At 68.0% G+C, this 26,535-nt stretch carries 25 protein-coding genes and 1 tRNA gene; 15 read left to right on the top strand and 11 right to left on the bottom strand.

The features are described 5' to 3' along the window. Nucleotides 1–129 precede the first annotated feature (129 nt). Nucleotides 130–1,551 (top strand): basic amino acid/polyamine antiporter, encoded by a 1,422-nt coding sequence (locus AC5P8R_RS15805; protein WP_046431885.1) that lies wholly within the window; start codon nt 130–132, stop codon nt 1,549–1,551. Nucleotides 1,552–1,600: 49 nt separating this feature from the next. Here AC5P8R_RS15805 and AC5P8R_RS15800 read toward each other — a convergent pair whose 3' ends face one another. The 9 genes from AC5P8R_RS15800 to AC5P8R_RS15760 all read right to left on the bottom strand — a co-directional run bounded on the left by AC5P8R_RS15800 (nt 1,601) and on the right by AC5P8R_RS15760 (nt 9,651). Continuing rightward, the gene (locus tag AC5P8R_RS15800) at nt 1,601–2,566 is read right to left on the bottom strand and encodes an alpha/beta hydrolase (RefSeq protein ID WP_052728164.1); all 966 of its coding nucleotides are present in this window, start codon (nt 2,564–2,566) and stop codon (nt 1,601–1,603) included. Nucleotides 2,567–2,643: 77 nt separating this feature from the next. Beyond that, nucleotides 2,644–2,720 (bottom strand) — tRNA-Asn (locus tag AC5P8R_RS15795). 22 nt (nt 2,721–2,742) lie between these two features. Further along, nucleotides 2,743–3,213, bottom strand: coding sequence for a 23S rRNA (pseudouridine(1915)-N(3))-methyltransferase RlmH (gene rlmH / locus AC5P8R_RS15790; protein ID WP_014647944.1), 471 nt, complete (start codon nt 3,211–3,213; stop codon nt 2,743–2,745). 66 nt (nt 3,214–3,279) lie between these two features. After that, nucleotides 3,280–3,690: a ribosome silencing factor gene (gene rsfS / locus AC5P8R_RS15785; protein WP_005418109.1), complete on the bottom strand. Its 411-nt coding sequence runs from the start codon at nt 3,688–3,690 to the stop codon at nt 3,280–3,282. Nucleotides 3,691–3,748: 58 nt separating this feature from the next. Beyond that, complete coding sequence (gene nadD / locus AC5P8R_RS15780) at nt 3,749–4,414, bottom strand: nicotinate-nucleotide adenylyltransferase (RefSeq protein WP_014647945.1); 666 nt, start codon at nt 4,412–4,414, stop codon at nt 3,749–3,751. 3 nt (nt 4,415–4,417) lie between these two features. Beyond that, nucleotides 4,418–5,455: a DNA polymerase III subunit delta gene (gene holA, locus AC5P8R_RS15775; protein WP_046431874.1), complete on the bottom strand. Its 1,038-nt coding sequence runs from the start codon at nt 5,453–5,455 to the stop codon at nt 4,418–4,420. 12 nt (nt 5,456–5,467) lie between these two features. Then, on the bottom strand, nt 5,468–6,043 hold the full coding sequence (locus tag AC5P8R_RS15770; protein WP_495223605.1) for an LPS-assembly lipoprotein LptE: 576 nt from the start codon (nt 6,041–6,043) through the stop codon (nt 5,468–5,470). Nucleotides 6,044–6,180: 137 nt separating this feature from the next. After that, on the bottom strand, nt 6,181–8,946 hold the full coding sequence (gene leuS / locus AC5P8R_RS15765) for a leucine--tRNA ligase (protein WP_329890529.1): 2,766 nt from the start codon (nt 8,944–8,946) through the stop codon (nt 6,181–6,183). Nucleotides 8,947–9,051: 105 nt separating this feature from the next. Further along, entirely contained in the window at nt 9,052–9,651 is a 600-nt protein-coding gene (locus tag AC5P8R_RS15760) for a DUF998 domain-containing protein (protein ID WP_046431876.1), read from the bottom strand. Between the two features lie 323 nt (nt 9,652–9,974). Between AC5P8R_RS15760 and trxA the strand changes: the two genes are divergently transcribed. The 5 genes from trxA to AC5P8R_RS15735 all read left to right on the top strand — a co-directional run bounded on the left by trxA (nt 9,975) and on the right by AC5P8R_RS15735 (nt 15,546). Beyond that, a complete protein-coding gene (gene trxA, locus AC5P8R_RS15755; protein ID WP_014038035.1) occupies nt 9,975–10,832 on the top strand; it encodes a thioredoxin in 858 nt (285 codons plus the stop codon). Nucleotides 10,833–10,939: 107 nt separating this feature from the next. Beyond that, nucleotides 10,940–12,640, top strand: coding sequence for a FecR family protein (locus AC5P8R_RS15750; RefSeq protein ID WP_041863677.1), 1,701 nt, complete (start codon nt 10,940–10,942; stop codon nt 12,638–12,640). After that, entirely contained in the window at nt 12,637–14,262 is a 1,626-nt protein-coding gene (locus AC5P8R_RS15745) for a CHASE2 domain-containing protein (protein ID WP_069116173.1), read from the top strand. The genes AC5P8R_RS15750 and AC5P8R_RS15745 overlap by 4 nt, the downstream gene beginning before the upstream one ends. A gap of 67 nt (nt 14,263–14,329) precedes the next feature. Continuing rightward, on the top strand, nt 14,330–14,782 hold the full coding sequence (locus AC5P8R_RS15740; RefSeq protein ID WP_014647953.1) for a DUF4442 domain-containing protein: 453 nt from the start codon (nt 14,330–14,332) through the stop codon (nt 14,780–14,782). 47 nt (nt 14,783–14,829) lie between these two features. Beyond that, nucleotides 14,830–15,546, top strand: a complete 717-nt coding sequence (locus AC5P8R_RS15735; RefSeq protein WP_495223604.1) for a hypothetical protein — start codon at nt 14,830–14,832, stop codon at nt 15,544–15,546. Between the two features lie 8 nt (nt 15,547–15,554). Here the strand turns inward: AC5P8R_RS15735 and AC5P8R_RS15730 are convergent, their stop codons facing one another. Further along, the gene (locus AC5P8R_RS15730) at nt 15,555–16,871 is read right to left on the bottom strand and encodes a hypothetical protein (RefSeq protein ID WP_014647955.1); all 1,317 of its coding nucleotides are present in this window, start codon (nt 16,869–16,871) and stop codon (nt 15,555–15,557) included. A 76-nt stretch (nt 16,872–16,947) separates the two neighbouring features. Between AC5P8R_RS15730 and AC5P8R_RS15725 the strand changes: the two genes are divergently transcribed. From AC5P8R_RS15725 to rnfB, 9 genes are all read left to right on the top strand, one after another. Continuing rightward, on the top strand, nt 16,948–17,631 hold the full coding sequence (locus AC5P8R_RS15725; RefSeq protein WP_014647956.1) for a DUF502 domain-containing protein: 684 nt from the start codon (nt 16,948–16,950) through the stop codon (nt 17,629–17,631). Beyond that, entirely contained in the window at nt 17,628–18,413 is a 786-nt protein-coding gene (locus tag AC5P8R_RS15720) for a queuosine precursor transporter (RefSeq protein ID WP_495223603.1), read from the top strand. Before AC5P8R_RS15725 ends, AC5P8R_RS15720 begins: the two co-directional genes overlap by 4 nt. 94 nt (nt 18,414–18,507) lie before the next feature. Continuing rightward, the gene (locus AC5P8R_RS15715; RefSeq protein ID WP_014647957.1) at nt 18,508–20,448 is read left to right on the top strand and encodes a DUF885 domain-containing protein; all 1,941 of its coding nucleotides are present in this window, start codon (nt 18,508–18,510) and stop codon (nt 20,446–20,448) included. 16 nt (nt 20,449–20,464) lie between these two features. After that, nucleotides 20,465–21,535: a serine hydrolase domain-containing protein gene (locus AC5P8R_RS15710; protein ID WP_014647958.1), complete on the top strand. Its 1,071-nt coding sequence runs from the start codon at nt 20,465–20,467 to the stop codon at nt 21,533–21,535. Next, nucleotides 21,532–21,936 (top strand): SMU1112c/YaeR family gloxylase I-like metalloprotein, encoded by a 405-nt coding sequence (gloA2, locus tag AC5P8R_RS15705; protein ID WP_495223602.1) that lies wholly within the window; start codon nt 21,532–21,534, stop codon nt 21,934–21,936. Before AC5P8R_RS15710 ends, gloA2 begins: the two co-directional genes overlap by 4 nt. Before the next feature lie 418 nt (nt 21,937–22,354). After that, nucleotides 22,355–22,798 (top strand): DUF2147 domain-containing protein, encoded by a 444-nt coding sequence (locus AC5P8R_RS15700; RefSeq protein ID WP_032958676.1) that lies wholly within the window; start codon nt 22,355–22,357, stop codon nt 22,796–22,798. A 102-nt stretch (nt 22,799–22,900) separates the two neighbouring features. Next, nucleotides 22,901–24,982 carry a methionine--tRNA ligase gene (gene metG, locus AC5P8R_RS15695; protein WP_495223601.1) on the top strand — a complete coding sequence of 694 codons (2,082 nt, stop codon included), beginning with the start codon at nt 22,901–22,903 and terminating at the stop codon, nt 24,980–24,982. Between the two features lie 78 nt (nt 24,983–25,060). Then, nucleotides 25,061–25,651, top strand: a complete 591-nt coding sequence (locus AC5P8R_RS15690) for an HAD family hydrolase (protein WP_032958670.1) — start codon at nt 25,061–25,063, stop codon at nt 25,649–25,651. A gap of 25 nt (nt 25,652–25,676) precedes the next feature. Beyond that, on the top strand, nt 25,677–26,090 hold the full coding sequence (rnfB, locus tag AC5P8R_RS15685) for an Rnf electron transport complex subunit RnfB (RefSeq protein ID WP_014647962.1): 414 nt from the start codon (nt 25,677–25,679) through the stop codon (nt 26,088–26,090). A gap of 50 nt (nt 26,091–26,140) precedes the next feature. On the opposite strand, the gene AC5P8R_RS15680 is transcribed toward rnfB, so the two are convergent. Beyond that, nucleotides 26,141–26,488, bottom strand: coding sequence for a RidA family protein (locus AC5P8R_RS15680; protein ID WP_005418155.1), 348 nt, complete (start codon nt 26,486–26,488; stop codon nt 26,141–26,143). Nucleotides 26,489–26,535 lie beyond the last annotated feature (47 nt).

Raw genomic sequence — 26,535 nt, 5'->3', positions numbered from 1 at the left:
GCCCGGGCCTTCGTCGTTTTCACGCGGGCCGGTTCCTGCAGGCTGGCGCTTGCCTGCTGACTCTTGCGGACATGTTCACGAGGACATGGCTACCGTATGCTCGCGGCATTCGCGCCGCAGGGGATCTCCATGGCCGCGACATCGCAACGGCTGGGCCTGCCCGCGTTGACTGCACTGGTAGTCGGCTCGATGGTCGGCGCCGGCATCTTTTCACTGCCGCAGAACGTCGCGCGCAGCGCCGGCCCGGCCGCCGCCTTGATCGGCTGGGCGGTCAGTGGCGCCGGCATGCTGATGCTGGCCTTCGTGTTCCAGGCCCTGGCCAATCGTCGCCCCGACCTGGATACCGGCATCTACGCCTATGCGCGCGAAGGCTTCGGCAACTACATCGGCTTCTCCGCGGCGTGGGGCTACTGGGTGGCGTCGGTGCTCGGCAACGCCAGCTTCTTCGTACTGATCTTCAGTGGCCTCGGCCACTTCGTGCCGGTCTTCGGTGAAGGCAATACACCCGCCGCCGTAGCCGCTTCATCACTGCTGCTGTGGACCGTGCACCTGCTGGTGCTGCGCGGCCTGCGCACGGCCGCCATCGTCAACGGCCTGGTGACGGTGGCCAAGCTGCTGCCCATCGCGTTGTTCCTGATCCTGGCGGCGGGCGCGTTCCGCATGGACGTGTTCCGCGCCGATTTCCTCGGTACGCCCGCACTCGGCGACCTCGGCCAGCAGCTGCGCGGCATGATGCTGGTGACCGTGTGGGTGTTCATCGGCATCGAAGGGGCCAGCATCTATTCGCGGCGTGCCGCGCGCCGTGCCGACGTCGGCCGTGCCACGGTGATCGGCTTCCTCGGGGTCTGGCTGCTGCTGGTACTGGTCAGCCTGCTGTCGATGGGCGTGCTGTCGCAGGCCGAACTGGCCGGGCTGCCCAATCCGTCGATGGCCTACGTGCTGCGCGCCATCGTCGGCGAATGGGGCGCGACGGTGATCATCATCGGTTCGATCGTCTCCGTACTCGGCGCATTGCTGGCCTGGGTGCTGCTGTGCGCCGAAGTGCTGTATGCCGCCGCCGGTGACGGCACCATGCCGGCCTTCCTCGGCCGCGAGAACGCGCGTGGCGTGCCGGCCAATGCACTGTGGTTGAGCAATGGCCTGATCCAGTTGTTCCTGCTGATGGTGCTGGTCAGTTCGGGCAGCTACACCGGGCTGGTGCTGCTCGCTGCGTCGATGAGCCTGGTGCCCTACTTCCTGTCCACCGCGTTCGGCGTGCAGCTGGCCTGGCGCGGGCAGGCCTACGCCGGCGAACCAGGCGTGCGCTGGCGCGATTTCGGGGTCGCACTGCTGGCCAGCGCCTATGCGCTGTGGCTGGTGTATGCCGGCGGCCTGGACAACCTGCTGCTGTCGGTACTGCTGTACGTGCCCGGCGTGGTGTTGTTCGCTTTGACCCGGCGCCAGCGCGGCGAGCGGGTATTCACGCGCTGGGAGTGGGTACTGTTCGGCGCGATCCTGGCGGTGGCGATCGCCACGCTGGTGGCCTTCTGCAGAGGTGAGCTGGCACTGTAGAGCCGAGCCCGCGCTCGGCTTCACACAGGCAGCCGAGCATGGCTCGGCTCTACAACTGGCGATCCGCCAGCATGCCGATATCCTGCATCCAGCGCTCGGCCAGCTGCGGCCACGCCGCGACCGGTGCATCCTTCATGCGCAGCCCGAATGCGTGGCCGCCGCGTGCAAACAGATGCATTTCCACCGGCGCGCCCGCGTCCGCCAGGGCACGGTAATAGGCCAGCGATTCGCGCACGTCATCGGTGCGATCGTCGGTGGCCTGCGCGATGAACGTCGGCGGCACCTTGTCATCCACGGTGATGTCCCTGACCAGCGACAATCCCTTCCCGTGCCCTGCCCACAGGTGCCCGGAATACATCACCATCGCGAAATCGGGACGGCTGGGTTGCTTATCCGCAGCATCGACCGGCGCGTAGCTGCGCAGCGCGTGCGTGCTCAGTCCCGCCACCACGTGACCACCGGCGGAAAAGCCGATCGCCCCGATCCGCTTGGGATTGATTGACCAGCGCTCGGCCTGTGCGCGCAGCAGGCCCATTGCACGCTGTGCATCCTGCAGGGCCATCGGCACTTTCGGAATGTCGCGGCAGTTGCACTCGGGGTCCCAGTTCGGGCCAGAGGCTGGCACCCGGTACTTCAGCAATGCACAGGTGATGCCCTGTGCGGTCAGCCAGCCGCAGATCTCGCTGCCTTCCAGGTCCATCGCCAGCACCCGATAGCCTCCGCCAGGCACCACCATCACTGCGGTGCCGGTGGCCGGTCCCTTCGGTGGAAACACGGTGAGGGTCGGCGCAGCGACGTTCTGCAGCATCATCCAGTGTTCGCCACTGGCTTCGGAGATCACTTCGCTGACCTGCTCGGGCCCCTTCAACTTCGGCGGCGCGATCACCGTGCCCTGCGGCCACAACGGAAGCTCGGTGGTGCCCTGTGGCGGATGCCAGGTGGAAGGCGCGGCCTTCGTTGTGGCGAACGGCACCATCGCCAGCAGCAGGAAGCTCGAGGACAGCAGCACGCGCATGATCGGCATCCATGGTTGCAGCAGCAGAGTGTAGCGACAAAAAAAAACCTGCATCTTGCGATGCAGGTTTCTCAAGGTGGCGCCCGAAGTTGGACTCGAACCAACGACCCCCTGATTAACAGTCAAGTGCTCTAACCGGCTGAGCTATTCGGGCAGACGACTAGTATAACCACTCTTCACGCGCGATGGTAGGGGTGATTGGCAATCATTGCGGCGGCCCGATACAGCTGCTCGGCCACCACCAGGCGCACCAGCATGTGCGGCAGCGTCAGCGGTCCGATCGACCACTTCTCATCGGCCAGCGCGGACACCTCCGGCGAATGCCCTTCCGGGCCACCAATCAGGAACGCCAGGTCGCGGCCCTGCCCGCGCCAATGCTCCAGGCGCTGTGCCAGCTGTTCGGAACTCAGCTGTCGTCCTGGCACATCCAGTGCCACCACATAGGCGTTCTTCGGCAGCGCAGCGATGACCCGCTTGCCTTCCTCTTCAGTGGCGCGGCGCGGATCACGCCCCTTGCCGCGCAAGCCGGGCTCGATTTCCACCAGCTCGAACGGCAGCCAGTGCGACAGCCGCTTCTGGTACTCGGCGAAGCCCTGCGCGACCCAGCTGGGCGCGCGTTCACCGGTGGCGATCAGGCGGGCTTTCATCTACACGGTCCTCCAAAACGTCGACGGCGCCATCGGCGCCGTCGAAGGGATGCATCAACGTGCGGCTCAGGCCACTTCGTCGTCGCTGGACGGCGGCTGGTCGCCAACGGTCCACAGGCGCTCGAGGGCGTAGAACTCACGCACGCGCGGCAGCATCACGTGGACGATCACGTCGCCCAGATCGACCAGCACCCACTCGGCTTCGCGCTCGCCTTCAACACCCAGCGGCATCACGTCGATGTTCTTGGCGAAGCGCACGACTTCATCGGCGATCGACTTGACGTGGCGGGTCGAGGTGCCCGAAACGACGATCATGTAGTCGGCAACGCTGGACCGGCCGCGCACGTCGATCTCGACCAGGTCCTTGGCCTTCAGGTCTTCGGTGGCTTGGCGGACGCTGGCCAGCAGTTCCGGCACGGACGGCGGCGGGCTGGGCAGATCGACCTTGATGGTCTGGGGCTGGGTCTGGTTGCTCAAAGTGGATCGACTCGATAAACGTGGGGGCGATTATACGGGGATGGCACGGCGGCGCCATTCACGCTGTGGCCGGGCGGTACAGCCCGTGTGCAGCGACGTAGTCCGCGACGGCCGGCGGCAGCAGGGCGCGCCAGGGGCCACCGGCGGCGATCTGCGAGCGCACGGCGCTGGCCGATTCCTCGCGCAGCGGGTGGTGCAGGCGCAGGATGCGCCCGGCCGGGCTGGCGAACAGGGCCTGTTCGTTGTCGGCCCAGCGCCCCTGCAGGGCACGCCCCAGTTCACCGTCGATCGACGCCTGCAGCGGGCTGCCCGGCCGCTCGGCCACCACGAAGTGGGCCAGCCCGAACAGGGCCTCCCATTCGTGCCAGCCGGACAGGCCCAGCAGGCTGTCGGCGCCCACCAGCCAGGCCAGTGGCCGGCTTGGGCCCAGCTCGCCACGCAGCTCGCGCAGGGTATCGACGGTGTAGGACGGACGACCGGGATAGCGCGTGGCACGGTCCAGTTCACGACGGTCCAGCAGCAGGCCCGGTTCGTCGCCGATGGCCAGCGACAACATGGTGCAGCGCTGCTCGGCGGTAGCGCCGGGCACCGCACGGTGCGGCGGATCGCCTGCCGGCAACATGCGCACGGCCACCTGCAGTTCGTCCCGGGCGGCTCGCGCGATTGCCAGATGCCCCAGGTGCACCGGATCGAAGGTGCCCCCGTAATAGATCCGCAGGCTCATCGCTCAGGCCCGCGCCAGCAGGCGCACGGCACGCGGTTCGGCCACGGCCACCAGCAGGCGCTCCAGCGCCAGCCAGGCATCGCCGTCGGCCCGCCCCTTGGCGATGCGGTCGACCAGCCCGGCTTCGGCCACGAAGCGTTCCCAGCGCTTGCCTTCCGGGTGCCGCTGCAGCGCGCGCTTGTAGGGCGCCTGCCGTGATTCCCAGATGCCACGCGATTTCATTTCGGCGGCCAGGTTGCCGCCACGGGCCTGCACACGGGCCAGGCCGGCACCGGCCAGCAGTTCACGGATCACGATCGGCATCAGTGCGGCCACCGCTTCGCCTTCGCCGCGCAGGCCAGCCAGCATGCGCAGCACGGCCGGCGGCTGGCCGGAGAACGTCGCCTCCACCAGCCGGAACACGTCGTAGCGGGCAGCGTCAGCCACCAGCGATTCCATCCGCTCCACATCCAGCGGCTGGCCATCGGCCAACAGCGCCAGCTTGTCGATTTCCTGGGCGGCGGCCAGCAGGTTGCCCTCCACCCGCTCGGCCAGGCGTTGCACGGCGGCCGGGTCGGCACGCAGGCCCTTGCCGCGCAGGCGGCGCTCGATCCAGTCCGGCAGTTCGTGCGGCTTGATCGCCCAGGCCACCGACAGCACGCCGATGCGGCTGACCGCCTCGGCCCACTTGCCCTGATGGGCCTTGCTCCATTCATTGGCGGTGATCATCAGCACCACGTCCGGCGCCGGATTGGCGCAGAACTGGCTGATCACTTCGGCGCCGTCCTTGCCGGGCTTGCCGCTGGGCAGGCGCACCTCGACCAGGCGGCGGGCGCTGAACAGGCTGGGCGCATTGAAGCTGGCGTCGAGCTGGTTCCAGTCGAAATCCCGCCCGTCGGCGTCGAACACTTCGCGTTCGCCGATGCCGGAGGCGCGCGCGCGCGCGCGGACGGCATCTGCCGCCTCCAGCACGCGCAGGGTTTCCGGGCCTGCGATCAGGTACACCGGCGCCAACGGGATGTCAGCGCCCTGGCTGGCCAGCTGCTCCGGACGCAGTTCCATCGTCGCTGCCGCTCAGTGCTTGGCGTCGGCGGCCGGCACCGCACCCTCGATCGGCTTGGCCTTCGGCGCGGACAGGCTGCCGCCCTTCTCGATCTCGGCGCGGACCACGCTGTCGATACGGCGGATGATCGAGGCGGACATTTCCCGGCGCAGCTCCGTGGCCAGGATTTCGCGTTCGGTGGTGGTACCGGTGGCGTCGGTCGGCGGCGACACATAGTCGCGCGACAGTTCGATCACCTGCTGCGGCACCAGTTCGCTGCCATCCTCGCGACGGAAGATGAAGATCACCGCGTAGCGCAGGCTGTATTCCTGTGCGCGGCCCTGCGAGTCGATGGCGATCGGCAGGTCACCCCAGCGCTCGGACAGCACCTGCAGCTGGGGGTTGGGTCCCTTGCTGTCCTCATCGGCCAGCTTGGCACCGGAGGCCAGCAGGCTGCGGTTGAGCAGCTTGACCAGTTCACTGTACGGGGCGGTGGAGACCACCTTCACCGGGGCAGTGTCGGTCGGCAGCATCAGCTTGTTGCGCAGATGGAAACCGCAGCCGGCGAGGCCGAGGACAAGAACGAGGGCAAGCAGGATTCGGGTCATGGAGACAGTCTGGCGGAGCCGGGCGATCACGGCAACACACAGCGTGCCCGAAGCCGCGTGAATGCAGGGCCATCAGGCGCCCGGCCCTGCTCATGGAATGGCACCGGCCACCGCGCGGGTGACCGGTGCCGGGGACATCAGGCAGCGACGATGTTCACGATCTTGCCCGGGACGATGATGATCTTGCGCACCGTCAGGCCTTCCATGAACCTGGCCGCGTTGGGCTCGGCCAGGGCCAGCGCCTCGACCTGCTCGCGCGCGGCATCGGCCGCCACCTCGATGGTGCCACGCAGCTTGCCGTTGACCTGCACCGCCAGGGTCAGCGCATCGCGCACCAGCGCGCTGCTGTCGGCCTGCGGGAACGGCTGGTCTTCCAGCAACGTCTCGCCATGACCCAGCACCTGCCACAGGGCGTGGCTGGCATGCGGGGTGATCGGGTTGAGCAGCAGCACGATCGCCTGCAGCGCTTCCTGGCGCACCGCGCGGCCCTGCTCGCTGCCATCCTCGAACTTGGCCAGCGCGTTCATCAGCTCCATCACCGCAGCGATCGCGGTATTGAAGCTGTGGCGGCGGCCATAGTCGTCACCGACCTTGCCGATGGTTTCATGGGTCTTGCGGCGCAGCGCCTTCTGGTTGGCATCCAGCGCCGCGGCATCCAGTGCCGGGGCGGCACCGTCGGCAGCGTGCTTCTGCACCTGGGCCCAGAGGCGGCGCAGGAAGCGGGCCATGCCGTCCACGCCGGCTTCGTTCCACTCCAGCGACTGTTCCGGCGGTGCGGCGAACATCGAGAACAGGCGCACGGTATCGGCGCCGTACTTGCCGACCATCGCCTGCGGGTCCACGCCGTTGTTCTTCGACTTGGACATCTTCTCGGTACCACCGACCACCACTGGCTGGCCGTCGGCGATCAGGGTGGCGCCGGTGATGCGGCCGCGCTCGTCGCGCTGCACTTCCACGTCGGCCGGGTTGATCCAGTCCTTCGAGCCGTCCGGGTTCGGGCGGTAATAGGTTTCGGCGATCACCATGCCCTGGCACAGCAGGTTGCGCGCCGGTTCGTTGCTGTCCACCATCCGCGCGTCGCGCAGCAGCTTGTGGTAGAAACGGAAATACATCAGGTGCAGGATCGCGTGCTCGATGCCACCGATGTACTGGTCCACCGGCAGCCAGTAGTTGCCGCGCTTGTCGACCGCATCACGGGCACCCGGCGAGGTGTAGCGGGCGTAGTACCAGCTCGACTCCATGAAGGTGTCGAAGGTGTCGGTCTCGCGCTCGGCCGCGCCGCCGCAATCCGGGCAGGTGGTCTTGCGCCATTCCGGGTCGGTCTTGATCGGCGAGCCGGTACCGGCGAAGGCCACGTCTTCCGGCAGCACCACCGGCAGCTGCTCTTCCGGCACCGGCACCGCGCCGCACTTGGCGCAGTAGATCACCGGAATCGGGCAGCCCCAGTAGCGCTGGCGGCTCACGCCCCAGTCGCGCAGGCGGTAGTTGACGCGGCGCTGGCCCTGGGCCTTGCGCTCGAAACGTTCGGCCAAGGCTTCAAAGGCGCCCTGGAAGTCCAGGCCGTCGAACTCGGCCGAATTCACCAGCTGCCCATCCTTTTCCAGATACGGCAGCCGGAGATGCTCCGCGAATGCGGCGATTTCATCCTGCAGCTGGCTTGAATCAACCATGGATTGCGCTGCCGACAGTGCCGCGTTGATATCGTCAAGATCTGCGGGGTAATCGGGGCAACCCACCCAAGCGCTTTTCAATCTAGCCTTGATCTGTGCCCAGCTCTCAACCCAGGCGGCCGGAGCCACGACATACTTGATGCGGCTGTTAGTGACGCCAATGGCGAACTCATGATCCCGCTGATCATGTGCCGGAACCGCCATCACTGCACCGGTCCCGTACCCCATCAGCACAAAATTCGCGACCCAAATTGAAATCGGGTCGCCGGTTACAGGGTGAATTGCCTTCAGCCCAGTGTTGACGCCTCTTTTCGCCTGAGTCTCCAACTCCGCCTCAGACACGCCGCCCTGCTTGAAATCGGCGAGCTTTTCCGCCAGCTCCGGGTTGTTCTTCGCCGCATGCAGCGCCAGCGGGTGCTCGGCGGCGATCGACACGAAGGTCACGCCCATCACCGTGTCCGGGCGGGTGGTGAACACGCGCAGCGGGTCCAGCGCGCTGCCATCGACATCGCGCACATCGAACTGGATCTCCAGGCCCTCGGAACGGCCGATCCAGTTGCGCTGCATGGTCTTGACCGATTCCGGCCAGCCGTCCAGCTCGTCCAGGCCGTCCAGCAGTTCCTGGGCGTAGTCGGTGATGCGCAGGAACCATTGCGGGATCTCGCGCTTCTCCACCAGCGCACCGGAGCGCCAGCCGCGGCCGTCGATGACCTGCTCGTTGGCCAGCACGGTCTGGTCGACCGGGTCCCAGTTCACCACCGCGTTGCGGCGGTAGGCCAGGCCCTTGCGCATCAGGCGGGTGAACATGCGCTGCTCGTGGACGTAATAGTCCGGACGGCAGGTGGCGAACTCGCGCGACCAGTCGATGGCATAGCCCAGCGACTTCAGCTGGCTGCGCATGTGGTCGATGTTCTTGTAGGTCCACGCCGCCGGCGCGGTCTTGTTCTTGATCGCAGCGTTTTCCGCCGGCAGGCCGAACGCGTCCCAGCCCATCGGCTGCAGCACGTTGTGGCCGGTCATGCGCTTGTAGCGGCTGATCACGTCGCCGATCGTGTAATTGCGCACGTGGCCCATGTGCAGCGCACCGGACGGGTACGGAAGCATCGACAGGCAGTAGTACTTCGGCTTGTCCGAAGTCTCGTCGACCTCGAAGGCACGGGTGGCGTCCCAGTACTGCTGGGCGGCGGATTCAACCTGCTGCGGGTCGTAGGCGTTGGTTTCAGCGCTGGTCATGGAACACGCGGATGCGGCGGCAAAGCGGTACAGCGTACCGCAGTGCGGCAAATGGCTCCAATCCTGCCTGCCGGACGCCGGCGCCGCGGCGCTCGGGGAGGCGTCTCAGCGCGGACGCGACAGCGGCAGGGCCGCCGCCAGCCAGACCAGCCAGCAGGCGAACGCGAGCCGTTGTGCCATCGGCGCCGGCAGTGTGCCCTGCAGTGCGAACGCCGCCAGCGCGGCCAGCACGCCGCAGCCCAGGGCCACTGCGCCCGAGGCCCGGCCATGCGCCTGGCGCAGATGGGACACGCCCAGCAGCACGGTGCCGGCGACGAAACCCAGCACCCAGATCATCCAGGCGCTGGCATGCAGCTGGCTGGCGGGCCCATGCAGGTCATCCACGTCCAGTGGCAGCAGCCCCATCGCGGCAAAGGCCAGACCGGCCAGCAGCAGCATCTGGCTGCCGACCCGTGGCGCCCAGCCAGCAGTGGCCGGCAGACTGCGGCGCAGGCGTTCAGCCACCGCCACCGCCAGCACGCCGGGCAGCACGAAACCCAGCAGATTGAAGGCCAGCGCATGCGGTACACCGCGCGCACCCAGCAGCGCCACCGGGTGGCGAGCCTGGGCATAGCCGTCCAGGCCGGCACCGAAGCCGGCCACGGCCAGGACGAATACGACTGCCGCAAGCAGCCCCAACCAACGATCAAGCCGGACCACGGACATTGCGCGCAATCACCTGGAAAGGAATGGACCACGGCATTGTCGCGGTAGCGGCGCGATGCGCCAAGCGCGGCGCATTCCAGAGCACTTCAATATCTGCCTGCTGCGCCTACCGTGATGCTCGAGGCATGGCAGTTCCGCCCTGTCGCAAGCGCGCCTCCCCATCGAAGCCTGTCGCCTCCGGCTAGTGGGTGATCCACACGCTGCACTGCGCCCCTGCCGGCCCGCCAGCACCACTCGAGGGCGTACTCCGTGATGGCAGGGTTGAGACCGACATCGATCGTCACCATAGAATCGGTCTCCAGATGCCAAGCGATGCCTCCCCCATGACCGAGACGACCTACGTATTCGACGCCACCACTGCGACCTTCGAGGCCGAAGTCCTGCAGAAGTCGCTGCAGACGCCGGTGCTGGTCGACTTCTGGGCCACCTGGTGCGGGCCGTGCAAGACCCTGGGCCCGATGCTGGAAAAGCTGGCTGCCGAGTACAACGGCGCTTTCGAGCTGGCCAAGGTCGATGTCGACAAGGAACAGCAGATCGCGGCGGCCTTCCAGATCCGCTCGGTGCCCACCGTGTTCCTGGTCAAGGGCGGCCAGCTGGTGGACGGCTTCCCCGGCGCCATTCCGGAAGGCCAGCTGCGTGAATTCCTGGCCCAGCACGGCATCGTGCCGGCCGATGTCGGCGATGCCGCCCCTGAAGATGACGCCCCGCTGGACCCGCAGGCGCAGGTCGACGTACTGCGCGCGCAGATCGCCGCCGAGCCGGACAAGGATGAGCTGAAGCTCGACCTGGCCCTGGCCCTGCTGCAGATCGGCGGCGTGGACGAGGCCGGTACCCTGATCGACGGCCTGCCGGCCAATCTGGCCACCGACGACCGCGCCGTGCGCGCCCGTGCCCGCCTGGCCTTTGCCGCTGCGCTGAAGGATGCCCCGGCGGCCGAGGTGCTGGAGGCCCGCATCGCCGCTGATGGCAAGGATCTCAAGGCCCGCCACCTGCGCGGCGTGCAGCTGCTGCTGGGCGGGCATGACGAGGCCGCCCTGGCGCAGTTCCTGGAAATGCTGCGGATCGACCGTGGATTCGAGGAGGGCCTGCCACGCAAAGCCTTGATCGACGCCTTCAATGTGATCTCCGACGAGGACCTGGTGGGCCAGTACCGCCGCAGGATGGCGTCGCTGCTGTTCTGAACGGAAGCCCGCTCCGTTCAGAATCCCTGCACTGAACGCGGGCAATAATGCGCGCGCTGGCGGCCTTGCGGTCGCCACGATCCGTTCGGGGGGATGAGGTCGGGGCCATGGGGTCTTGCAGCTGCACCCCCGCATTGCCGGGATTGCAAACTGTGACCGTCGTCCGCTCTCTGTCGTTCGCCATGCGTTTAACGGGCGCCCTGCTCTGCGCCCTCCTCCTGCCGCCTGCCATCGCCGGCGCCCAGGACTGGAACTACCGGGTCCGGCCCGGCGACACCCTGTGGGACCTGGGCGGGCTGTACCTGAAACCCTCGGTACGCTGGCAGCAGCTGCAGCAGCACAACCGCATCGACAACCCCTACCAGTTGCCGCCGGGCCAGCTGCTGCGCTTCCCGATCAGCTGGCTGCGCACCGAACCGGCGCCGGCCCGGGTGCTGTCGGTGCGCGGCAAGGTCGAGCTGTCCGGTGCCGATGGCACGGCGACCCGTGCGCTCCAGGCCGGCGAGCAGCTGCATATCGGTGACACCGTGGAAACCGAGGGCGATTCCAGCATCACGCTGGAATTTGCCGATGCCTCGCGCCTGCAGCTGCGCGAATACTCGCGCCTGCGCCTGGACCAGCTCAGCCGCTATGGCCACACCGGCATGGTCGACACCCGCCTGCGCCTGCAGCAGGGGCGCGCCAGCAACCGGGTGACGCCGGCGCGCGGCCCGGCCTCGCGCTACATCATCGATGCACCCACCGCGACCAGCAGCGTGCGCGGCACGGTGTTCCGGGTCAGCGCCGGGGATACCGGGCACGTCGGCGCCACCGAGGTCCTGCAGGGCAAGGTGCAGGTCGGCAACCCCCATGGCCAGCGGCTGGTACGGCCGGGGCAGTCCACCCGCAGCAGCAGCGCCGATGCGGCCCCCGCCGCGGTCTCGGCCCTGCTGCCGGCGCCGGCGCTGCGCAATGACGCGCTGCGCCTGGCGCCGCTGCCGACCCTGCTTGCCTGGGAACCGGTCACTGGCGCCGATCACTACCGGGTGGAAGTGGTGCAGGCGGCAACGCCGGAGATCCTGCTGTTCGCCACCTCCACCGCCGACACCCGGTTGGCGATCGGCGACCTGCCGCCCGGCCAGCTGCGCCTCCTGTTGCGCGCGGTCGACGCACAGGGCGTCGAAGGCCTGGATGCGAGCGCCGATTTCGAGCTCAGTGACCAGCCACCGCCGCCGCTGACCGTATCGCCGCTGCATGGGCAGACGATCAACAGCGACCGCCCGCGCTTCCGCTGGAGCCAGGCCCCCGGTGCACGCAGCAGCGTGCTGCAGATCGCCGCCGAACCCAGCTTCCGGCAGCCACTGCAGGAGCAGGCTACCCATGCGACCGACCTGCGCCTGGCGCAACCGCTGCCGCCCGGACAGTACTACTGGCGCGTGGCCTCGCGCGATGCCGAAGGCCACCAGGGCCGCTATGGCCAGGCGCTGCCGCTGCAGCTGAGCAACGAGCCGGTGGACCCGGCACTGCAACCGCCCGAGGCCGCGCACGGCGAGCTCACCCTGCGCTGGCAGGCCGGCAGCGAAGGCCAGCGCTACCGGGTGCAGGTGGATCGCCGCGGTGACTTCAAGGCCCCACTGATCGATGAAACCGTGGCCCAGCCGCAGGTGAGCTTCAAGCGCCCGTGGAGCGGCACGCTGCACGTGCGCGTGCAGTACATCGACGATGACGGCCACGCCGGCGAGTTCTCCCCTGCCCAGCAGATCCCGTTGCCATGCCGCCTGTGCTACGGCGCCGGTGGCGGTGCACTGCTGCTCTGGTTGTTGTTGTGAGGCGCTCGCCGCTGCCATGGTCGAAGCGGATCCTGCTGGCCCTGCTGGCCGGCGTGCTGACCATCGTGGCCAGCCAGGGCCAATGGCTGTGGCGGCAGGACGAGGCGGCCTATGACGCACTGGTCGGCAACTGGGACTACCGCCCCGACCCCAGCGTGCTGATCGTGGCCATCGACGAAGGCAGCCTGCAGCGTATCGGCCAGTGGCCCTGGCCGCGCTCGGTGCATGCCCGCCTGCTGGACCGCCTGACCGATGCCGGCGCCGAACGCGTTGCGCTGGACCTGATGCTGTCCGAACCCGACCGTCGCGACAGCCGCCAGGATGATGAGCTGGCGGCCGCGATCCGACGCAACGGCCGGGTGGTGCTGCCGGTGCTGGCGGCACCGGCGGCCGGCGACCGCATGGCCGAGGAAATGCTGCCGATCCCGCAGATCGCCGCCAGTGCCGCCGCGATCGGCCACACCGATGTCGAGGTGGATGGGGACGGCGTCGCCCGCGGCGTCTATCTGCACGCCGGTATCGGACGGCCGCACTGGCCGGCACTGGGCCTGGCACTGGCCGACCTGCCGGCGGGTGCGGTACGCGGCCTGCCCGACCCCGACCCGGCGCTGGGCTCGCCCTATCAATGGCGTCGCGATGATTACGTGCGCGTGCGCTACGCCGGCCCGCCCGAGCGGCTGCCGCAGGTGTCCTATGCGGACGTGCTCGATGGGCACGTGGATGGAGCGATGCTGCATGGCCGCCGCATCGTGGTCGGCATGACGGCCAGCGGCATCGCGCCTCGCCTGCTGACCCCGACCACCCGCGAGTTCTGGATGAGCGGCAGCGAGTACCAGGCCAACATCACCTCGATGCTGCTGCAGCACAAGCAGATCGACGTGCTGCCGCACGCCTGGCAGCACGCCATCAGTGGCGTGCTGGTGGCGCTGTGCGTGATCCTGCTCGGCCTGCGCCTGCCGTGGCTGGTCGCGCTGTGTTCGCTGCCGATGCCGCCGCTGCTGAGCTGGCTGCTGCTGCGCACCGGTGACCTGTGGTGGGCACCGGCCAGCGCGATGCTGGGCGTGGTGCTGGCACTGCTGGTCTGGGCGGTGTGGCGGATCTCGGCCTGGCACCGCCTGGCCAACCGCGATGCCCTCACCGGCCTGGGCAACCGCCTGCGCTTCGAGCAGTCACTGCAGCAGGAATGCGACGCCGCGCGGCGCAGTGGCAAGCCATTGAGCCTGGCGCTGATCGACGTCGACCACTTCAAGCGCCACAACGACCGCCATGGCCACCAGGTCGGTGACCGCGTGCTGCGTGATGTCGCCCGCCTGATCGGCGCGCATGCCCGTCGCCCGCGCGACATGGCGGCGCGCTACGGTGGCGACGAATTCGCACTGGTGCTGCCGGATACGCCGGCCGAGGGCGCGCGCCGGGTGATCGAGGACCTGATTGCCTGCGTGCGTGCACTGCCGGCGCCGGGCGACGGCAGCGATGACGGCGTCACGCTCACCATCGGGGTATTCACCCGCGTGCCCGACGGTGACCTGCAACCGCACCATTTCGTGGAAGGCGCCGACACCGCCCTTTACCAGGCCAAGGCCAACGGCCGCGACGGGTTCATGATCGACGGCGGGACGTGACTCCCGGGGTGCAACATACGCATGCGAATGGTTAGACTGGGCACCTCGCCTCGCGCCCCGGACCCGCATGAACGCCCGCCTGTTCCGCTTCGGCATCAACCTCTGGCCGCCGTTCCTGTTCACCGGCATCCACGTCACCCGGATCACGCCCGATTACCGGCAGATCGACGTGGCACTGCGACTGCGGCCGTGGAACCGCAATTACGTGGGCACGCATTTCGGCGGCAGCCTGTTCGCGATGACCGATCCATTCTGGATGCTGGGCCTGCTGCACATCCTCGGCCGTGACTATTACGTGTGGGACCGGGCCGGTGCGATCGATTTCCTCAAGCCTGGCCGGGGCACGGTGCGCACTTCGTTCCGCATCGATGATGCACTGCTGGCCGAACTGCGTGCCGAAGCGGCCGGCGGCGAAAAGGTGCTGCGCTGGTTCAGCAACGATGTCGTCGACGAAAGCGGCGAAGTGGTCGCCCAGGTACGCAAGCAGGTGTACCTGCGGTTGAAGCCGCACGCACGCTGATCCAGCACGCGCGCGCTATCCTCGGCCTCCCTGCCATGGAGGCTCCGATGCGCCCGTATGCGCTTGCCACACTGCTGACCCTGCTGTCCTTCACCGCCCACGCCCTCGACCTGCCACCGGTGCAATATCCGACGCTGCCGGCCCAGGCGGCCAATGCCGCCGGTTTCGTCCCGCAGGGCTGGGCACTTGAATCGAGTGTCGAAGGCGATCTCGACCAGGATGGCCGCGCGGACCTGGCGCTGGTGCTGCGTCACCAGGCGCCACGCAACGTCATCGAGCACGATGGCTTGGGTCCCTCGCCGTACGACAGCAACCCGCGCATTCTCGCCGTGGCGTGGTCGCGCCCGTCAGGCTATGTGCTGGCGGTGCAGGACCACCAGCTGATACCGCGCCCGGACAATCCGGTGATGAGCGACCCGCTCGAAGACGGCGGCGTCAGCATCCAGCGGGGCACCCTGAAGGTCGCACTGTTTTCATTCGCCAGCGCGGGCAGCTGGTCAATGGGCACGACCGCCTTTACCTTCCGTTGGCAGGACGATGCCTTTGCGCTGATCGGCTACGACCAGAATTCGGTGATGCGCAATTCCGGGCAGACCGAGTCGGTGAGCGTGAACTTCTCCACTGGCAGGGTAAAGCGGAGCGAAGGCAGCATCGAGGACGACAAGGACAGCGTGCACTGGGAGCCCCTGCACAGCCGCCGCCGCTGGACGCTGCAGACCATCGGTGATGGCTGGGCATTCGATCCGCTGGCGGGCAGCGACTGAGACGCTGCTCAATCGCGCGCAGCAGCGGCCGGGGCGTTCTCCATCACCAGCGGCACCGACAGCCATGGGCTCTCGTCGGTGCTGCGCGACGGTGAACGCCGCGGCACCTGCAGACGGCGGCCATCGGCCGACAGCTGCGGTGCCCGCACCGGCGAGCGGAACTGCGCAGGCAGGCGCTGCAGCGCATCCACCGGATCCTGCGCCTGCTGCCGCAGCCAGCGCTGCGCGCCGATCAGCCGCACCATCGCGGCGGCATCCTGGGTCCGTGACGAATAGGCCGGATAGACCGGGCGGGCAATATCGGTCAGCACGCACCCCAGGATGTTCGACAGGCAGCCAAAGTCATGCTGCGGCGGTGCCGGCACCGGCAGCGGGCGATCCGCTTCCAGCGCCGCCATCGCCGCCGCGCCGCAGGCCCAGCCCAGATTGCCCGCCGCGCGCGCCAGGGTGCTGCTGCGATCCAGGACCAGCACCCCGCCGAATTCCTGCGCCGAAGTTTCGATCGCAGCCCGGCTCATCGCGTACTCACCCTGCATCGCACGGCACAGGCTCTGTTCGGCGGCCAGCATCGGCTGCATTGCCTGATCGCATTCCGCTGGCAACGGATGGTCGGCCGGCAGTTCGACCAGCATGTCGGCCAGCAGTTGGGCATTGGCCTGCACCAGGCTGGCACCGATGATGCTCTCCACCAGGTAACTGCCGCCCGTCACCAGCCGCCGGCCCAGCTGAAGCCCCCTGCAACTGCCACGCAGCGCACCGTCGATATCGCCCTGCACATAGGCCAGCGCGCGTGCGCTGGTGGCATCGATCATCAGGCCATAGGTCGGCATCGGCACCAGGATGCCGTCGCCCTTGGGCCGGAATGGCGACACGAAGTGGTCCGCATCGGCCAGCTGGTCCAGGCGCGCATGCAGCTGCTGGTGGCCAGCGTGGGCATCGACGAAGCGCTGCGGGTCGGCGCGCACCTGGCCCAGGCAGTCACTGGCGGTCGGTCCGCAGCTGGCCGCCGGTCGTGATCGCAGCGCGTCATGGTCCTCCGCCAGCTGCGGTCCGGCGCCGCCATTGCCGCGCGGATCGGCCTCCCAACGCTGCACGTCGCGGGCCAGGGCCTGTTCGCGCTGGCGCGCGTCCAGATCGTCGAACGCGAGCGTCCACAGCAGCGCAAAACCGTTGTGGCCGTGGACAGGCAGGCGGGCCTGCAGGCGCTGCTGGGCCTGTAGCCGCGATTCCGGCACCGGCCACATGCGCGAGGCGCACCACACCACGATGGCCAGCACCAGAAGGCCTGCCAGGGTCCAACCCAGTCCGCGCAGAATCTTCAACACAGCTTCCCTTCCATGTGCCGTTGCCGCAGTCGATTGCCCAGCGTAATCGAGCGGCCGTGACCGCTACAATGCGCACATGTCGCTCGAAGCCCCCGCCCTGGTCCCCCGCCCCTCCCTGCAGCGCCTGTTCCTGACCGGCCTGCTGACCCTGCTGCCGATCTGGCTGACCTGGGTCGTGGTCAAGTTCGTGTTCGTGCTGCTGTCGGGCATTTCCAGCCCGTTGGTGGTGCCACTTTCCGAGCAGATCGCGACAAGCTTTCCGCACTACCTCGGCTGGGTCCGGGCCGAGTGGATCCAGAACACCATCGCCCTCCTGGCCACCCTGCTGGTGATCCTGGCGGTGGGCGTGGCCAGCCGCCGCGTGCTGGGCCAGCGCCTGCTGCGCTGGGTCGGCGCGGTCATCAAGCGCATTCCGCTGGCCAGCATCATCTACGACAGCGCCAAGAAGCTGCTGGACATGCTGCAGACCGAACCGGGCAGCACCCAGCGCGTGGTGCTGATCGACTTTCCGCACCGCGACATGAAGTCGGTCGGGCTGGTCACCCGCGTGATCAAGGAACACGGCACCGACCGTGAACTGGCCGCGGTGTACGTGCCCACCACGCCGAACCCGACTTCGGGTTACCTGGAAATCGTGCCGGTGGAACTGCTGACCCCGACCGACTGGACCGTCGACCAGGCCATGAGCTTCATCATTTCCGGCGGCGCCGTCGCGCCGTCCAGCGTTCCGTTCACGCGCGCCGGCGATCGCAGCGAATGACCGCGGCGCCGATCGAGCGCCCGTTGCAGGACCGCGCGGTCCTGCTGTTCATCGTGCTGGCTGCGTTCTTCTGCGGCAATGCGATGCTGGCCGAACTGATCGGAGTGAAGATCTTCGCGCTGGAAGACACCCTCGGCATCGATCCGCTGAACTGGAACCTGTTCGGCCAGACTGGTTCGCTCAGCTTCACCGCCGGCACCCTGCTATGGCCGGTGGTGTTCATCATGACCGACACCATCAACGAGTTCTTCGGCAAGCGCGGCGTGCGCTTCATCTCGTGGCTGGCCGTGGTCCTGATCGCCTATGGCTTCCTGTTCGCCTTCGCGGCGATCTCGCTGGCGCCGGCCAGCTGGTGGGTCACCTCCATGGACGGGCACGGCGTGCCGGACTACCAGGCCGCATTCGCAGCGGTGTTCGGCCAGGGCATGTGGACCATCGCCGGTTCACTGGTGGCCTTCCTGCTCGGCCAGCTGATCGACGTGGCGGTGTTCCATCGCATCCGCCAGGCCACCGGCGAGCGCCACGTGTGGCTGCGTGCGACCGGGTCCACCGCGATCTCGCAGGTGGTGGACAGCTTCGTGGTGATCTGGATCGCCTTCGTGCTCGGCCCGCAGCACTGGCCGACCTCGCTGTTCCTGGCCGTCAGCAGCGTCAACTACATCTACAAGATGGGCTTTGCAATTGCCCTGATTCCGCTGCTGTACCTGATGCGGCGTGCGATCACCCGCTATCTGGGCGCAGACAGGGCCGCTGCGCTGCGCGCGGCGGCGGCGGCTGACTGAAGCCCCAGCGGCGGCAAGCTGACTGCGCCTTCACGCTGGCCGTACGCGGCCGGATCGTGCAAGCTCCACGGTCTGTGTTCCACGGAAGCTCCTGATGCCGCATCCCACCCGCGCCCTGGCCGCCGCCATCGCCGCGTTGTTCCTGTTCAGTGCCGTGCCGTCGGCCGAAGCAGCGAAAAAGAAGGCCAGCCGCCCTGCCGCCGCGCAGACCCGCCAGGCTGCCAAGCCCAAGGCCAGGCCCGCCCGCGCCACCGCGCCGGCGCGTGGCAGTTCGGCACGCCGCGCCGCGCCGCGTCCGGTCGCGCCGGCACGTGCCGTACCCAAGCAGGTACAGCTGGAGCGCCTGTACGACGAGTACTGGGATGCCTCGATGCGGTTGAACCCGCTGCAGGCCACCTTCCAGGGCGAATCCCGTTACAACGACCAGCTGCCCAACATCCTGTCCGCCGCCTGGCGCCAGCAGTCGCACGACTTCACTACGCAATGGCTGGGCAAGGTCGAGAAGCTCGGCAGTGATGGCCTGCAGGGCCAGGACCTGCTCAGCTACGAGATCTTCGTGCGCGACGCACGCGCCTCGCTGGCCGCCGAGCGCTACCCGGGCTGGATGATGCCGATCAGCCAGTACTACAACATCGGCAGCATCATGGCGATCCTCGGTGCCGGTGCCGGCGCGCAGCCATTCAACACCGTGCAGGACTACGACACCTGGTCGCGCCGTTCGCTGGGCATTCCCGAACTGTTCGACCAGGCCATCGACAACATGCGCCAAGGCATGAAGGCCGGCGTGGTACAGCCGCGCGACCTGATGGAAAAAGTGCTGCCGCAACTGGATGCGGTGATCAAGCCGACCGCCGAAGAGAGCATCTTCTGGTCGCCGATCCGCACCATGCCCAACACCATCCCGGCCGAGGACAAGGCGCGCATCAGCGCCGAGTACAAGCGCATGATCGAACTGCGCATCATGCCGGCCTATCGCGCCCTGCGCGGCTTCATCGCCACCGAATACCTGCCGGCCACGCGCGCCAGCAGCGGCCTGGGCGCACTGCCCGATGGCCAGGCCTGGTACGCCAGCCTGATCGTGCAGACCACCGCCAGCGACCAGACCGCCGCGCAGCTGCACGCGCTGGGCGAACAACGCGTGCAGGAACTGCAGGCGCAGATCGCCACGGTGATGAAGGATGCCAAGCTGCGCGGCACCCCCACCAAGCTGCTGCGCAGCATGCGCAACGACCGCCAGTTCCAGTACGGCGATGCCAATGCGCTGATCAACCGTTACCGCCAGGTGCAGCAGCAGGTCAACGCACGCCTGCCGCAGGTGCTGGATACCTTGCCGAAGGCGCCGCTGGACGTACGCGCGGTGGAACCGGAGCGTGCGCTCACCGCCGCTGCCGCTGCCTACCAGCCGGCACTGCCCGGGCAATCCGCGGTGCTGTACGTGAACACCCGCGACCTGCCCAGCCGCAAGCGCTGGAACGTGCCGGTGCAGTACCTGCATGAAGCGATCCCCGGCCACCACGTGCAGCTGGGCCTGCAGCAGGAGCTGGCCAAGCTGCCGCGCTTCCGCCGCCTCGGTGGCGATCTCGCCTTCGTCGAAGGCTGGGGCCTGTACGCCGAAACGCTGGGCGAGGACCTGGGCATCTACACCGATCCCTACGACCGCATCGGCTACCTGTACTCGCGCCTGCTGCGCGCCGCCCGCGTGGTGGCCGATACCGGCGTGAATGCCCAGGGCTGGAGCAAGCAGCAGGCTGTCACCTACCTGCAGAAGACCGTGGACATGAGCAGCGACGATGCCAACGCCGAAGTCGAGCGGGTCATGGCCCAGCCTGGCCAGGCACTGTCGAACGTGGCCGGCCTGACCACCATTGTCGCCCTGCGCGACAAGGCCAGGGCGCGCCAGGGCGCCGCCTTCGACCTGCGCCGCTTCCACGCCGAACTGCTGAAGGACGGCTCGATGCCGCTGGACGTGCTGGACCGCAAGATGGAACGCTGGATGGCCCAGCCGGCCAGCGCCACGCCCGCCCCGTCACCCTGAGCCTTCCGGAGCCGCCATGCGTCCTGCCGTCGCCCTGTTCGCCGCCGTGCTGGGCCTGCTGCCGCTGGCCACCGTTGCCGCACCGGTGCTGGCCCCACCGGATGCGGGCATCGACGGCCTGATGCAGGCCTACGACGGCCAGGTGCCCGGCGCCGCCGTACTGGTGCTGCATGACGGCAAACCGGTATTCCGGCGCGGCTATGGCCTGGCGGTGGTGGAGGACGGCACGGCGGTCACCGCGGCCAGCAACTTCCGGCTGGCCTCGGTCAGCAAGCAGTTCACCGCTGCGGCGGTGCTGCTGCTGGTGGAAGATGGCCGGCTCGGGCTGGACCAACCTGCCCGGCAATGGCTGCCCGAACTGCCCCCGGCTGCGGCCGCCATCACCATCCGCCAGCTGCTCTCGCATACCGGTGGCCTGCCCGACTACGAAGACCTGATGGACCCGGCTGATGCTCGGCAGGTGCATGACGCCGATGTGCTGACCCTGCTGTCGCGCCAGGACCGGCTGAACTTCGCGCCCGGCACGCAGTACCACTACAGCAACAGCGGCTATGCGCTGCTGGCACTGATCGTCGGCCGCGCCTCCGGCCAGGATTTCGCAGCCTTCCTGCAACAGCGCATCTTCCGCCCGCTGGGCATGGCCCACACCGTGGCCCATCAGGACGGCATCGATACCATCGCCGCACGCGCCTATGGCTACAGCTGGATCGATGGCCGTTGGCAGCGCACCGACCAGAGCACCACCAGCGCCGTGCTCGGCGATGGCGGCATCTATTCCTCGCTGGACGACCTGGCCCGCTGGGATGCGGCGCTGTACGACGACCGCCTGCTGTCGAAGGCCTCGCGCCGCGCGATGTTCAGCCCCGCCACATCGACGCCCGAACCGGATGTACCGCACTACGGGTTCGGCTGGCGGCTGAATGGCCCCGTGCAATGGCACAGCGGCGAGAGCATCGGCTTCCGCAACGTGATCGTGCGCCACCCGGAAAAACACCTGACCGTGATCGTTCTGACCAACCGCAACGACCCCGAACCCTATCCGCTGGCGCTGAAGATCGCCCAGCGCTGGCTGGACACCCTGCAATGACCGCCGATTCCGGTGCCCTGCTGGGCATCCACCACGCCGCACTGATCTGCAGCGACTACGCACGTTCAAAAGACTTCTACGTGCGCATCCTCGGCCTGCGCGTGCTGGCCGAGAACCACCGCGCCGCGCGCGATTCCTGGAAGCTGGACCTGGCCCTGCCCGACGGCGGCCAGCTGGAACTGTTCTCCTTCCCCTCGCCGCCGCCCCGTCCCAGCCGCCCGGAAGCCCAGGGCCTGCGCCACCTCGCGTTCCGCGTGGCCACGCTGGAACCCTTCATCCAGCGCCTGTCAGCGCACGGCGTAGCGTGCGAACCGATCCGCGTGGACGAGTACACCGGCCGCCGCTTCACCTTCTTCGCCGACCCCGACGACCTGCCGCTGGAGCTGTACGAAGCCGGTTGACGTCCCCGGGGGTCAGATCCCTTTTCCGACGGAAAAGGGATCTGACCCCATCGCCGCCACCGGAAACGTCATCCACGCATGGCATGGATCTGTGTCGACCAAGGTCGACACCCACCAACCGCACCAGCACCGGCAGATCGCCGGAAACTGTCGAAGGCGGGGCATTGTGGGTTTGCGGGGTGTGAGCCGCATGGATGCGGCGACCAAGCCCCCAGGGACGGGTTTACGGCGGCCCCGCAAACCCACAGTGCCCCGCCATCCCTCAGCAAGTCCGCTTTTGCTGTTGCTCCGGCTGTTGCGGCTGCCTCTGCAGGTGCAGGGCGCAGTCCTGCAAAGCCCCCCTTCCCCATACCCCGCCGAATGGGTATACAGTCGACCCATGCCGGCACCGTGCCGGAATGAACCCTGGGAGGGGACCATGCGCAACACCTTCAAGACCCTGCTGCTGGCACTGCCGCTGTGCCTGGCCGCCCTGTCGGCCCAGGCCGCCGACGGCGCCGCCGGCCGCTGGAAGACCATCGACGACAAGACCGGCAAGGTGAAGTCGATCGTCGAGATCAGCCAAGCCGCCAACGGCACCCTGACCGGCAAGGTGGTCGACATCCTGCACTCGGACAAGGGCCCGAACCCGGTCTGCGATGGATGTGAAGGCGCCAACAGGAACAAGCCGGTGAAGGGCATGACCATCCTCTGGAACCTGAAGGCCGATGGCGCCAACAAGTGGTCCGGCGGCACCATCCTCGACCCGGCCAACGGCAAGACCTACAAGTCGAAGATGGAGCTGCAGCCGGGTGGCACCAGGCTGGACGTGTCCGGCTGCATCGCCTTCATCTGCCGCGCGCAGACCTGGCAGCGCGAATAAGCGCCCCGGCCCCCGCTTCATCCCCGTGACCCGGCCCCGGCCGGGTCACGTCGTTGCGGGCATGCGATACTCTGCGGTTCCCCTCGGCTTCACCCCGCGACCATGACCCGTACCGCGCTCGTCACCACCGCCCTGCCCTACGCCAACGGCCCGCTGCACCTGGGCCACCTGGTCGGCTACATCCAGGCCGACATCTGGGTGCGTGCGCGGCGAATGAGCGGCGGCAAGGCCTGGTTCGTCTGCGCCGACGACACCCACGGCACGCCGATCATGCTGGCCGCGGAAAAGGCCGGGGTCACCCCGGAAACCTTCATCGCCAACATCCAGGCCAGCCACGAACGTGACTTCGCCGCCTTCGGCGTGGCCTTCGACCACTACGACTCGACCAACTCGGCGGCCAACAAGGCACTGACCGAGCAGTTCTACCTGAAGCTGGAAGCGGCCGGCCACATCAGCCGCCGTTCGGTCGCCCAGTTCTACGACCCGGCCAAGGGCATGTTCCTGCCCGACCGCTACGTCAAGGGCATCTGTCCGAACTGCGGCAGCCCCGACCAGTACGGCGACAACTGCGAAGTCTGCGGCGCGACCTATGCACCGACCGACCTGAAGGAGCCGCGTTCGGTCATCTCCGGCGCCACGCCGGAAATGCGCGATTCGGAGCACTTCTTCTTCGAGGTGGGCCACTTCGATGCATTCCTGCGCGAATGGCTGGCCGGCGATGTCGCCCTGCCGGGCGTGAAGGCCAAGCTGGGTGAGTGGCTCAACGCCGAAGGTGGCCTGCGCGCGTGGGACATCTCGCGCGATGCGCCGTACTTCGGTTTCCAGATTCCCGGCCAGCCGGGCAAGTACTTCTATGTCTGGCTGGATGCGCCGATCGGCTACCTGTCCAGCTTCCAGACCCTGTGCGGCAAGCTCGGCGAGGACTTCGACGCGCACCTGCGCGCCGGCACCGCCACCGAACTGCACCACTTCATCGGCAAGGACATCGTCAACTTCCACGGCCTGTTCTGGCCGGCGGTGCTGCACGGTACCGGCCACCGCGCGCCGACCCGCCTGCACGTCAATGGCTACCTGACCGTGGACGGTGCCAAGATGAGCAAGTCGCGCGGCACCTTCGTGATGGCGCGTACCTTCCTCGATGCCGGCCTGGAGCCGGAAGCGCTGCGCTATTACTACGCCGCCAAGTCCGGCGGTGGCGTCGACGATCTTGACCTGAACCTGGGTGATTTCATCGCCCGCGTCAACGCCGACCTGGTCGGCAAGTTCGTCAACCTGGCCAGCCGCTGCGCCGGCTTCATCAGCAAGCGCTTCGACGGCCAGCTGGCCGCGCAGCTGCCCGACGCGGCGCAGTACCAGCGCTTCGTCGACGGCCTGGCGCCGATCCGTGAAGCCTACGAGCGCAACGACCCGGCTGCGGCGATCCGCCTGACCATGACCCTGGCCGACGAAGCCAACCGCTACATCGACGACGTCAAGCCGTGGGTCATCGCCAAGCAGGAAGGCGCCGACGCGCAGCTGCAGGCCGTGTGCAGCCAGGGCCTGAACCTGTTCCGCGTGCTGGTCACCGCACTGAAGCCGGTGCTGCCGGCCACCGCCGCGCAGGCCGAGGCCTTCCTGGCCGCGCCGGTCAATGACTGGACCGAACTGGCACAGCCGCTGCTGGGCCACCGCATCACCGACTACACCCCGCTGTTCACCCGTATCGACCCGAAGAAGATTGACGCCATGATCGACGCCTCCAAGGACACCCTGCAGCCGGCCGCCGCTGCCGCCCCCGCCGCCAGGACCGACGCCGCCAAGCCGGCCGCACCGGCCCCGGCCAGGGACGACGCGAAGAGCGCCGATGCTCCGGCCTATATCGGCATCGACGATTTCGCCAAGCTCGACCTGCGCATCGGCAAGGTGCTGGTGTGCGAGTTCGTGGAAGGTTCGGACAAGCTGCTGCGCTTCGAACTGGATGCCGGCGAACTGGGCAAGCGCCAGATCTTCTCCGGCATCCGTGGCAGCTACGGCGAGCCGGAAGCCCTGGTCGGTCGCAGCGTGGTGTTCATCGCCAACCTGGCCCCGCGCAAGATGCGCTTCGGCCTGAGCGAAGGCATGATCCTGTCGGCCGGTTTCGACGGCGGCGCGCTGGCGCTGCTGGACGCCGACAGCGGCGCGCAGCCGGGCATGCCGGTCCGCTGATGCCTGCAGCGGGCGCGGCCACCGCCGCGCCTGCCGGCAGCATCGGCCAGCGGAGGCAACGCGATGGGAAGCAATGGAATGGAACTGGCGCTGTTCGACTTCGACCACACCGTGACCACCTGCGATACCTATGGCCGTTTCCTGCGCCGCGTGGCCACCGCCGAACAGCTGGCGCAGGCGTGGTGGAAGGTCGGCCCGTGGCTGGCCGCATACAAGCTGAAACTGATCTCGGCCGAACGCATCCGTGCACGCGTCACCCGCCTGACCTTCAGCAACCGCCACAGCGATGACATCGCCACGCTGGCCGCAGGCTTCTCGCGTGAGTTCCTGCCCGAGGTGGTGCGCCCGGAAATGCTGGAGCAGATCCGCTGGCACAGGGAACAGCAGCATACCGTGGTGATCGTGTCCGGCTCGCTGGACCTGTACCTGCGGCCATGGTGCGAGCAGCTGGGCCTGCAGCTGATCTGCAACCGGCTGGAAAGCCAGGACGGCCGCCTGACCGGTCGCTATGCCGGTGGCGACTGCGGCCCGCGCAAGGTCGAGCACATCCGTCGCCAGTTCGATCTGTCGCGCTACGTGCGCATCCATGCCTACGGTGACAGTTCCGAAGACAAGCCGATGCTGGCGCTGGCCCACGAGCGCTGGTTCCGTGGCAAACCCCTGAAGTAACCCCGACGCGCAGCCTTCGCCACGCATGAGCCTGATCCCGCCCCTGACCGAACGCCTCGACCGCCTGCTGCCGCAGACCCAATGCGGGCAGTGCGGCTACGACGGCTGCCGCCCGTATGCGCAGGCGATGGCGCGCGGCGAGGTGGGCGTGGACCGCTGCCCGCCGGGCGGCGATGCCGGCGCGCGCGCGCTGGCGCAGGTACTGGGCGTGCCTGCCATTCCGTTTGATCGTTCGCGTGGCGAACACAAGGTGCCGCAGGTGGCGCTGATCGTGGAAGCCGACTGCATCGGCTGCACCAAGTGCATCCAGGCCTGCCCGGTGGACGCCATCGTCGGCGGCGCCAAGTACATGCACACGGTCATTGCCGATCTGTGCACCGGTTGCGAACTGTGCATTCCGCCGTGCCCGGTGGATTGCATCGAGTTGCTGCCCCTGTAACAGGGGTCGGATTCCTTTCCGCGGGAAAGGGATCCGACCCCATCCCGCAGTTACGGCACGGCCGCCGTCACCACGATCTCGACCTTCCACTCGGCGTGGGCCAGCTTGGCTTCGAAGGTTGCGCGGGCCGGGGTCGCGCCCTCGACCACCCACTCGTCCCACGCCTTGTTCATGCCGTCGAAGTCGGCGATATCGGCCAGGAACACTTCCGCGCGCAGCACGTGCTGGCGATCACTGGCGACCAGTGCCAGCAGCTTGTCGATCTCCGCCAGCACCTGCCGGGTCTGCCCGGTGATGTCCTGGCTGGTGTCTTCCGGAATCTGGCCGGAGAGGTAGGCGACCTTGTTGTACACGGTCATTTCGGACATGCGTGGTCCGACGTCGTAACGCTCCATCATGGGCGTGGCTCCTGCGGGTGATCAGGCCTGCATTGTCCTCCAATCCG

It is taken from the genome of Stenotrophomonas sp. YJH_SMC_73 (assembly GCF_059370155.1).
The sequence above is the reverse complement of the archived record's forward strand: the minus strand, read 5'-3'. Positions and strand labels throughout refer to the sequence as shown.

What these genes read in the sequence shown, in the direction of transcription:
- AC5P8R_RS15805 (WP_046431885.1), top strand. Translation starts at nt 130, where the DNA reads ATGGCCGCGACATCGCAACGGCTGGGCCTGCCCGCGTTGACTGCACTG.
- AC5P8R_RS15800 (WP_052728164.1), bottom strand. Translation starts at nt 2,566, where the DNA reads ATGCGCGTGCTGCTGTCCTCGAGCTTCCTGCTGCTGGCGATGGTGCCG.
- rlmH (WP_014647944.1), bottom strand. Translation starts at nt 3,213, where the DNA reads ATGAAAGCCCGCCTGATCGCCACCGGTGAACGCGCGCCCAGCTGGGTC.
- nadD (WP_014647945.1), bottom strand. Translation starts at nt 4,414, where the DNA reads ATGAGCCTGCGGATCTATTACGGGGGCACCTTCGATCCGGTGCACCTG.
- holA (WP_046431874.1), bottom strand. Translation starts at nt 5,455, where the DNA reads ATGGAACTGCGTCCGGAGCAGCTGGCCAGCCAGGGCGCTGACATCCCG.
- AC5P8R_RS15770 (WP_495223605.1), bottom strand. Translation starts at nt 6,043, where the DNA reads ATGACCCGAATCCTGCTTGCCCTCGTTCTTGTCCTCGGCCTCGCCGGC.
- leuS (WP_329890529.1), bottom strand. Translation starts at nt 8,946, where the DNA reads ATGACCAGCGCTGAAACCAACGCCTACGACCCGCAGCAGGTTGAATCC.
- AC5P8R_RS15760 (WP_046431876.1), bottom strand. Translation starts at nt 9,651, where the DNA reads ATGTCCGTGGTCCGGCTTGATCGTTGGTTGGGGCTGCTTGCGGCAGTC.
- trxA (WP_014038035.1), top strand. Translation starts at nt 9,975, where the DNA reads ATGACCGAGACGACCTACGTATTCGACGCCACCACTGCGACCTTCGAG.
- AC5P8R_RS15750 (WP_041863677.1), top strand. Translation starts at nt 10,940, where the DNA reads ATGGGGTCTTGCAGCTGCACCCCCGCATTGCCGGGATTGCAAACTGTG.
- AC5P8R_RS15740 (WP_014647953.1), top strand. Translation starts at nt 14,330, where the DNA reads ATGAACGCCCGCCTGTTCCGCTTCGGCATCAACCTCTGGCCGCCGTTC.
- AC5P8R_RS15735 (WP_495223604.1), top strand. Translation starts at nt 14,830, where the DNA reads ATGCGCCCGTATGCGCTTGCCACACTGCTGACCCTGCTGTCCTTCACC.
- AC5P8R_RS15725 (WP_014647956.1), top strand. Translation starts at nt 16,948, where the DNA reads ATGTCGCTCGAAGCCCCCGCCCTGGTCCCCCGCCCCTCCCTGCAGCGC.
- AC5P8R_RS15720 (WP_495223603.1), top strand. Translation starts at nt 17,628, where the DNA reads ATGACCGCGGCGCCGATCGAGCGCCCGTTGCAGGACCGCGCGGTCCTG.
- AC5P8R_RS15715 (WP_014647957.1), top strand. Translation starts at nt 18,508, where the DNA reads ATGCCGCATCCCACCCGCGCCCTGGCCGCCGCCATCGCCGCGTTGTTC.
- AC5P8R_RS15710 (WP_014647958.1), top strand. Translation starts at nt 20,465, where the DNA reads ATGCGTCCTGCCGTCGCCCTGTTCGCCGCCGTGCTGGGCCTGCTGCCG.
- gloA2 (WP_495223602.1), top strand. Translation starts at nt 21,532, where the DNA reads ATGACCGCCGATTCCGGTGCCCTGCTGGGCATCCACCACGCCGCACTG.
- AC5P8R_RS15700 (WP_032958676.1), top strand. Translation starts at nt 22,355, where the DNA reads ATGCGCAACACCTTCAAGACCCTGCTGCTGGCACTGCCGCTGTGCCTG.
- metG (WP_495223601.1), top strand. Translation starts at nt 22,901, where the DNA reads ATGACCCGTACCGCGCTCGTCACCACCGCCCTGCCCTACGCCAACGGC.
- AC5P8R_RS15690 (WP_032958670.1), top strand. Translation starts at nt 25,061, where the DNA reads ATGGAACTGGCGCTGTTCGACTTCGACCACACCGTGACCACCTGCGAT.
- rnfB (WP_014647962.1), top strand. Translation starts at nt 25,677, where the DNA reads ATGAGCCTGATCCCGCCCCTGACCGAACGCCTCGACCGCCTGCTGCCG.
- AC5P8R_RS15680 (WP_005418155.1), bottom strand. Translation starts at nt 26,488, where the DNA reads ATGATGGAGCGTTACGACGTCGGACCACGCATGTCCGAAATGACCGTG.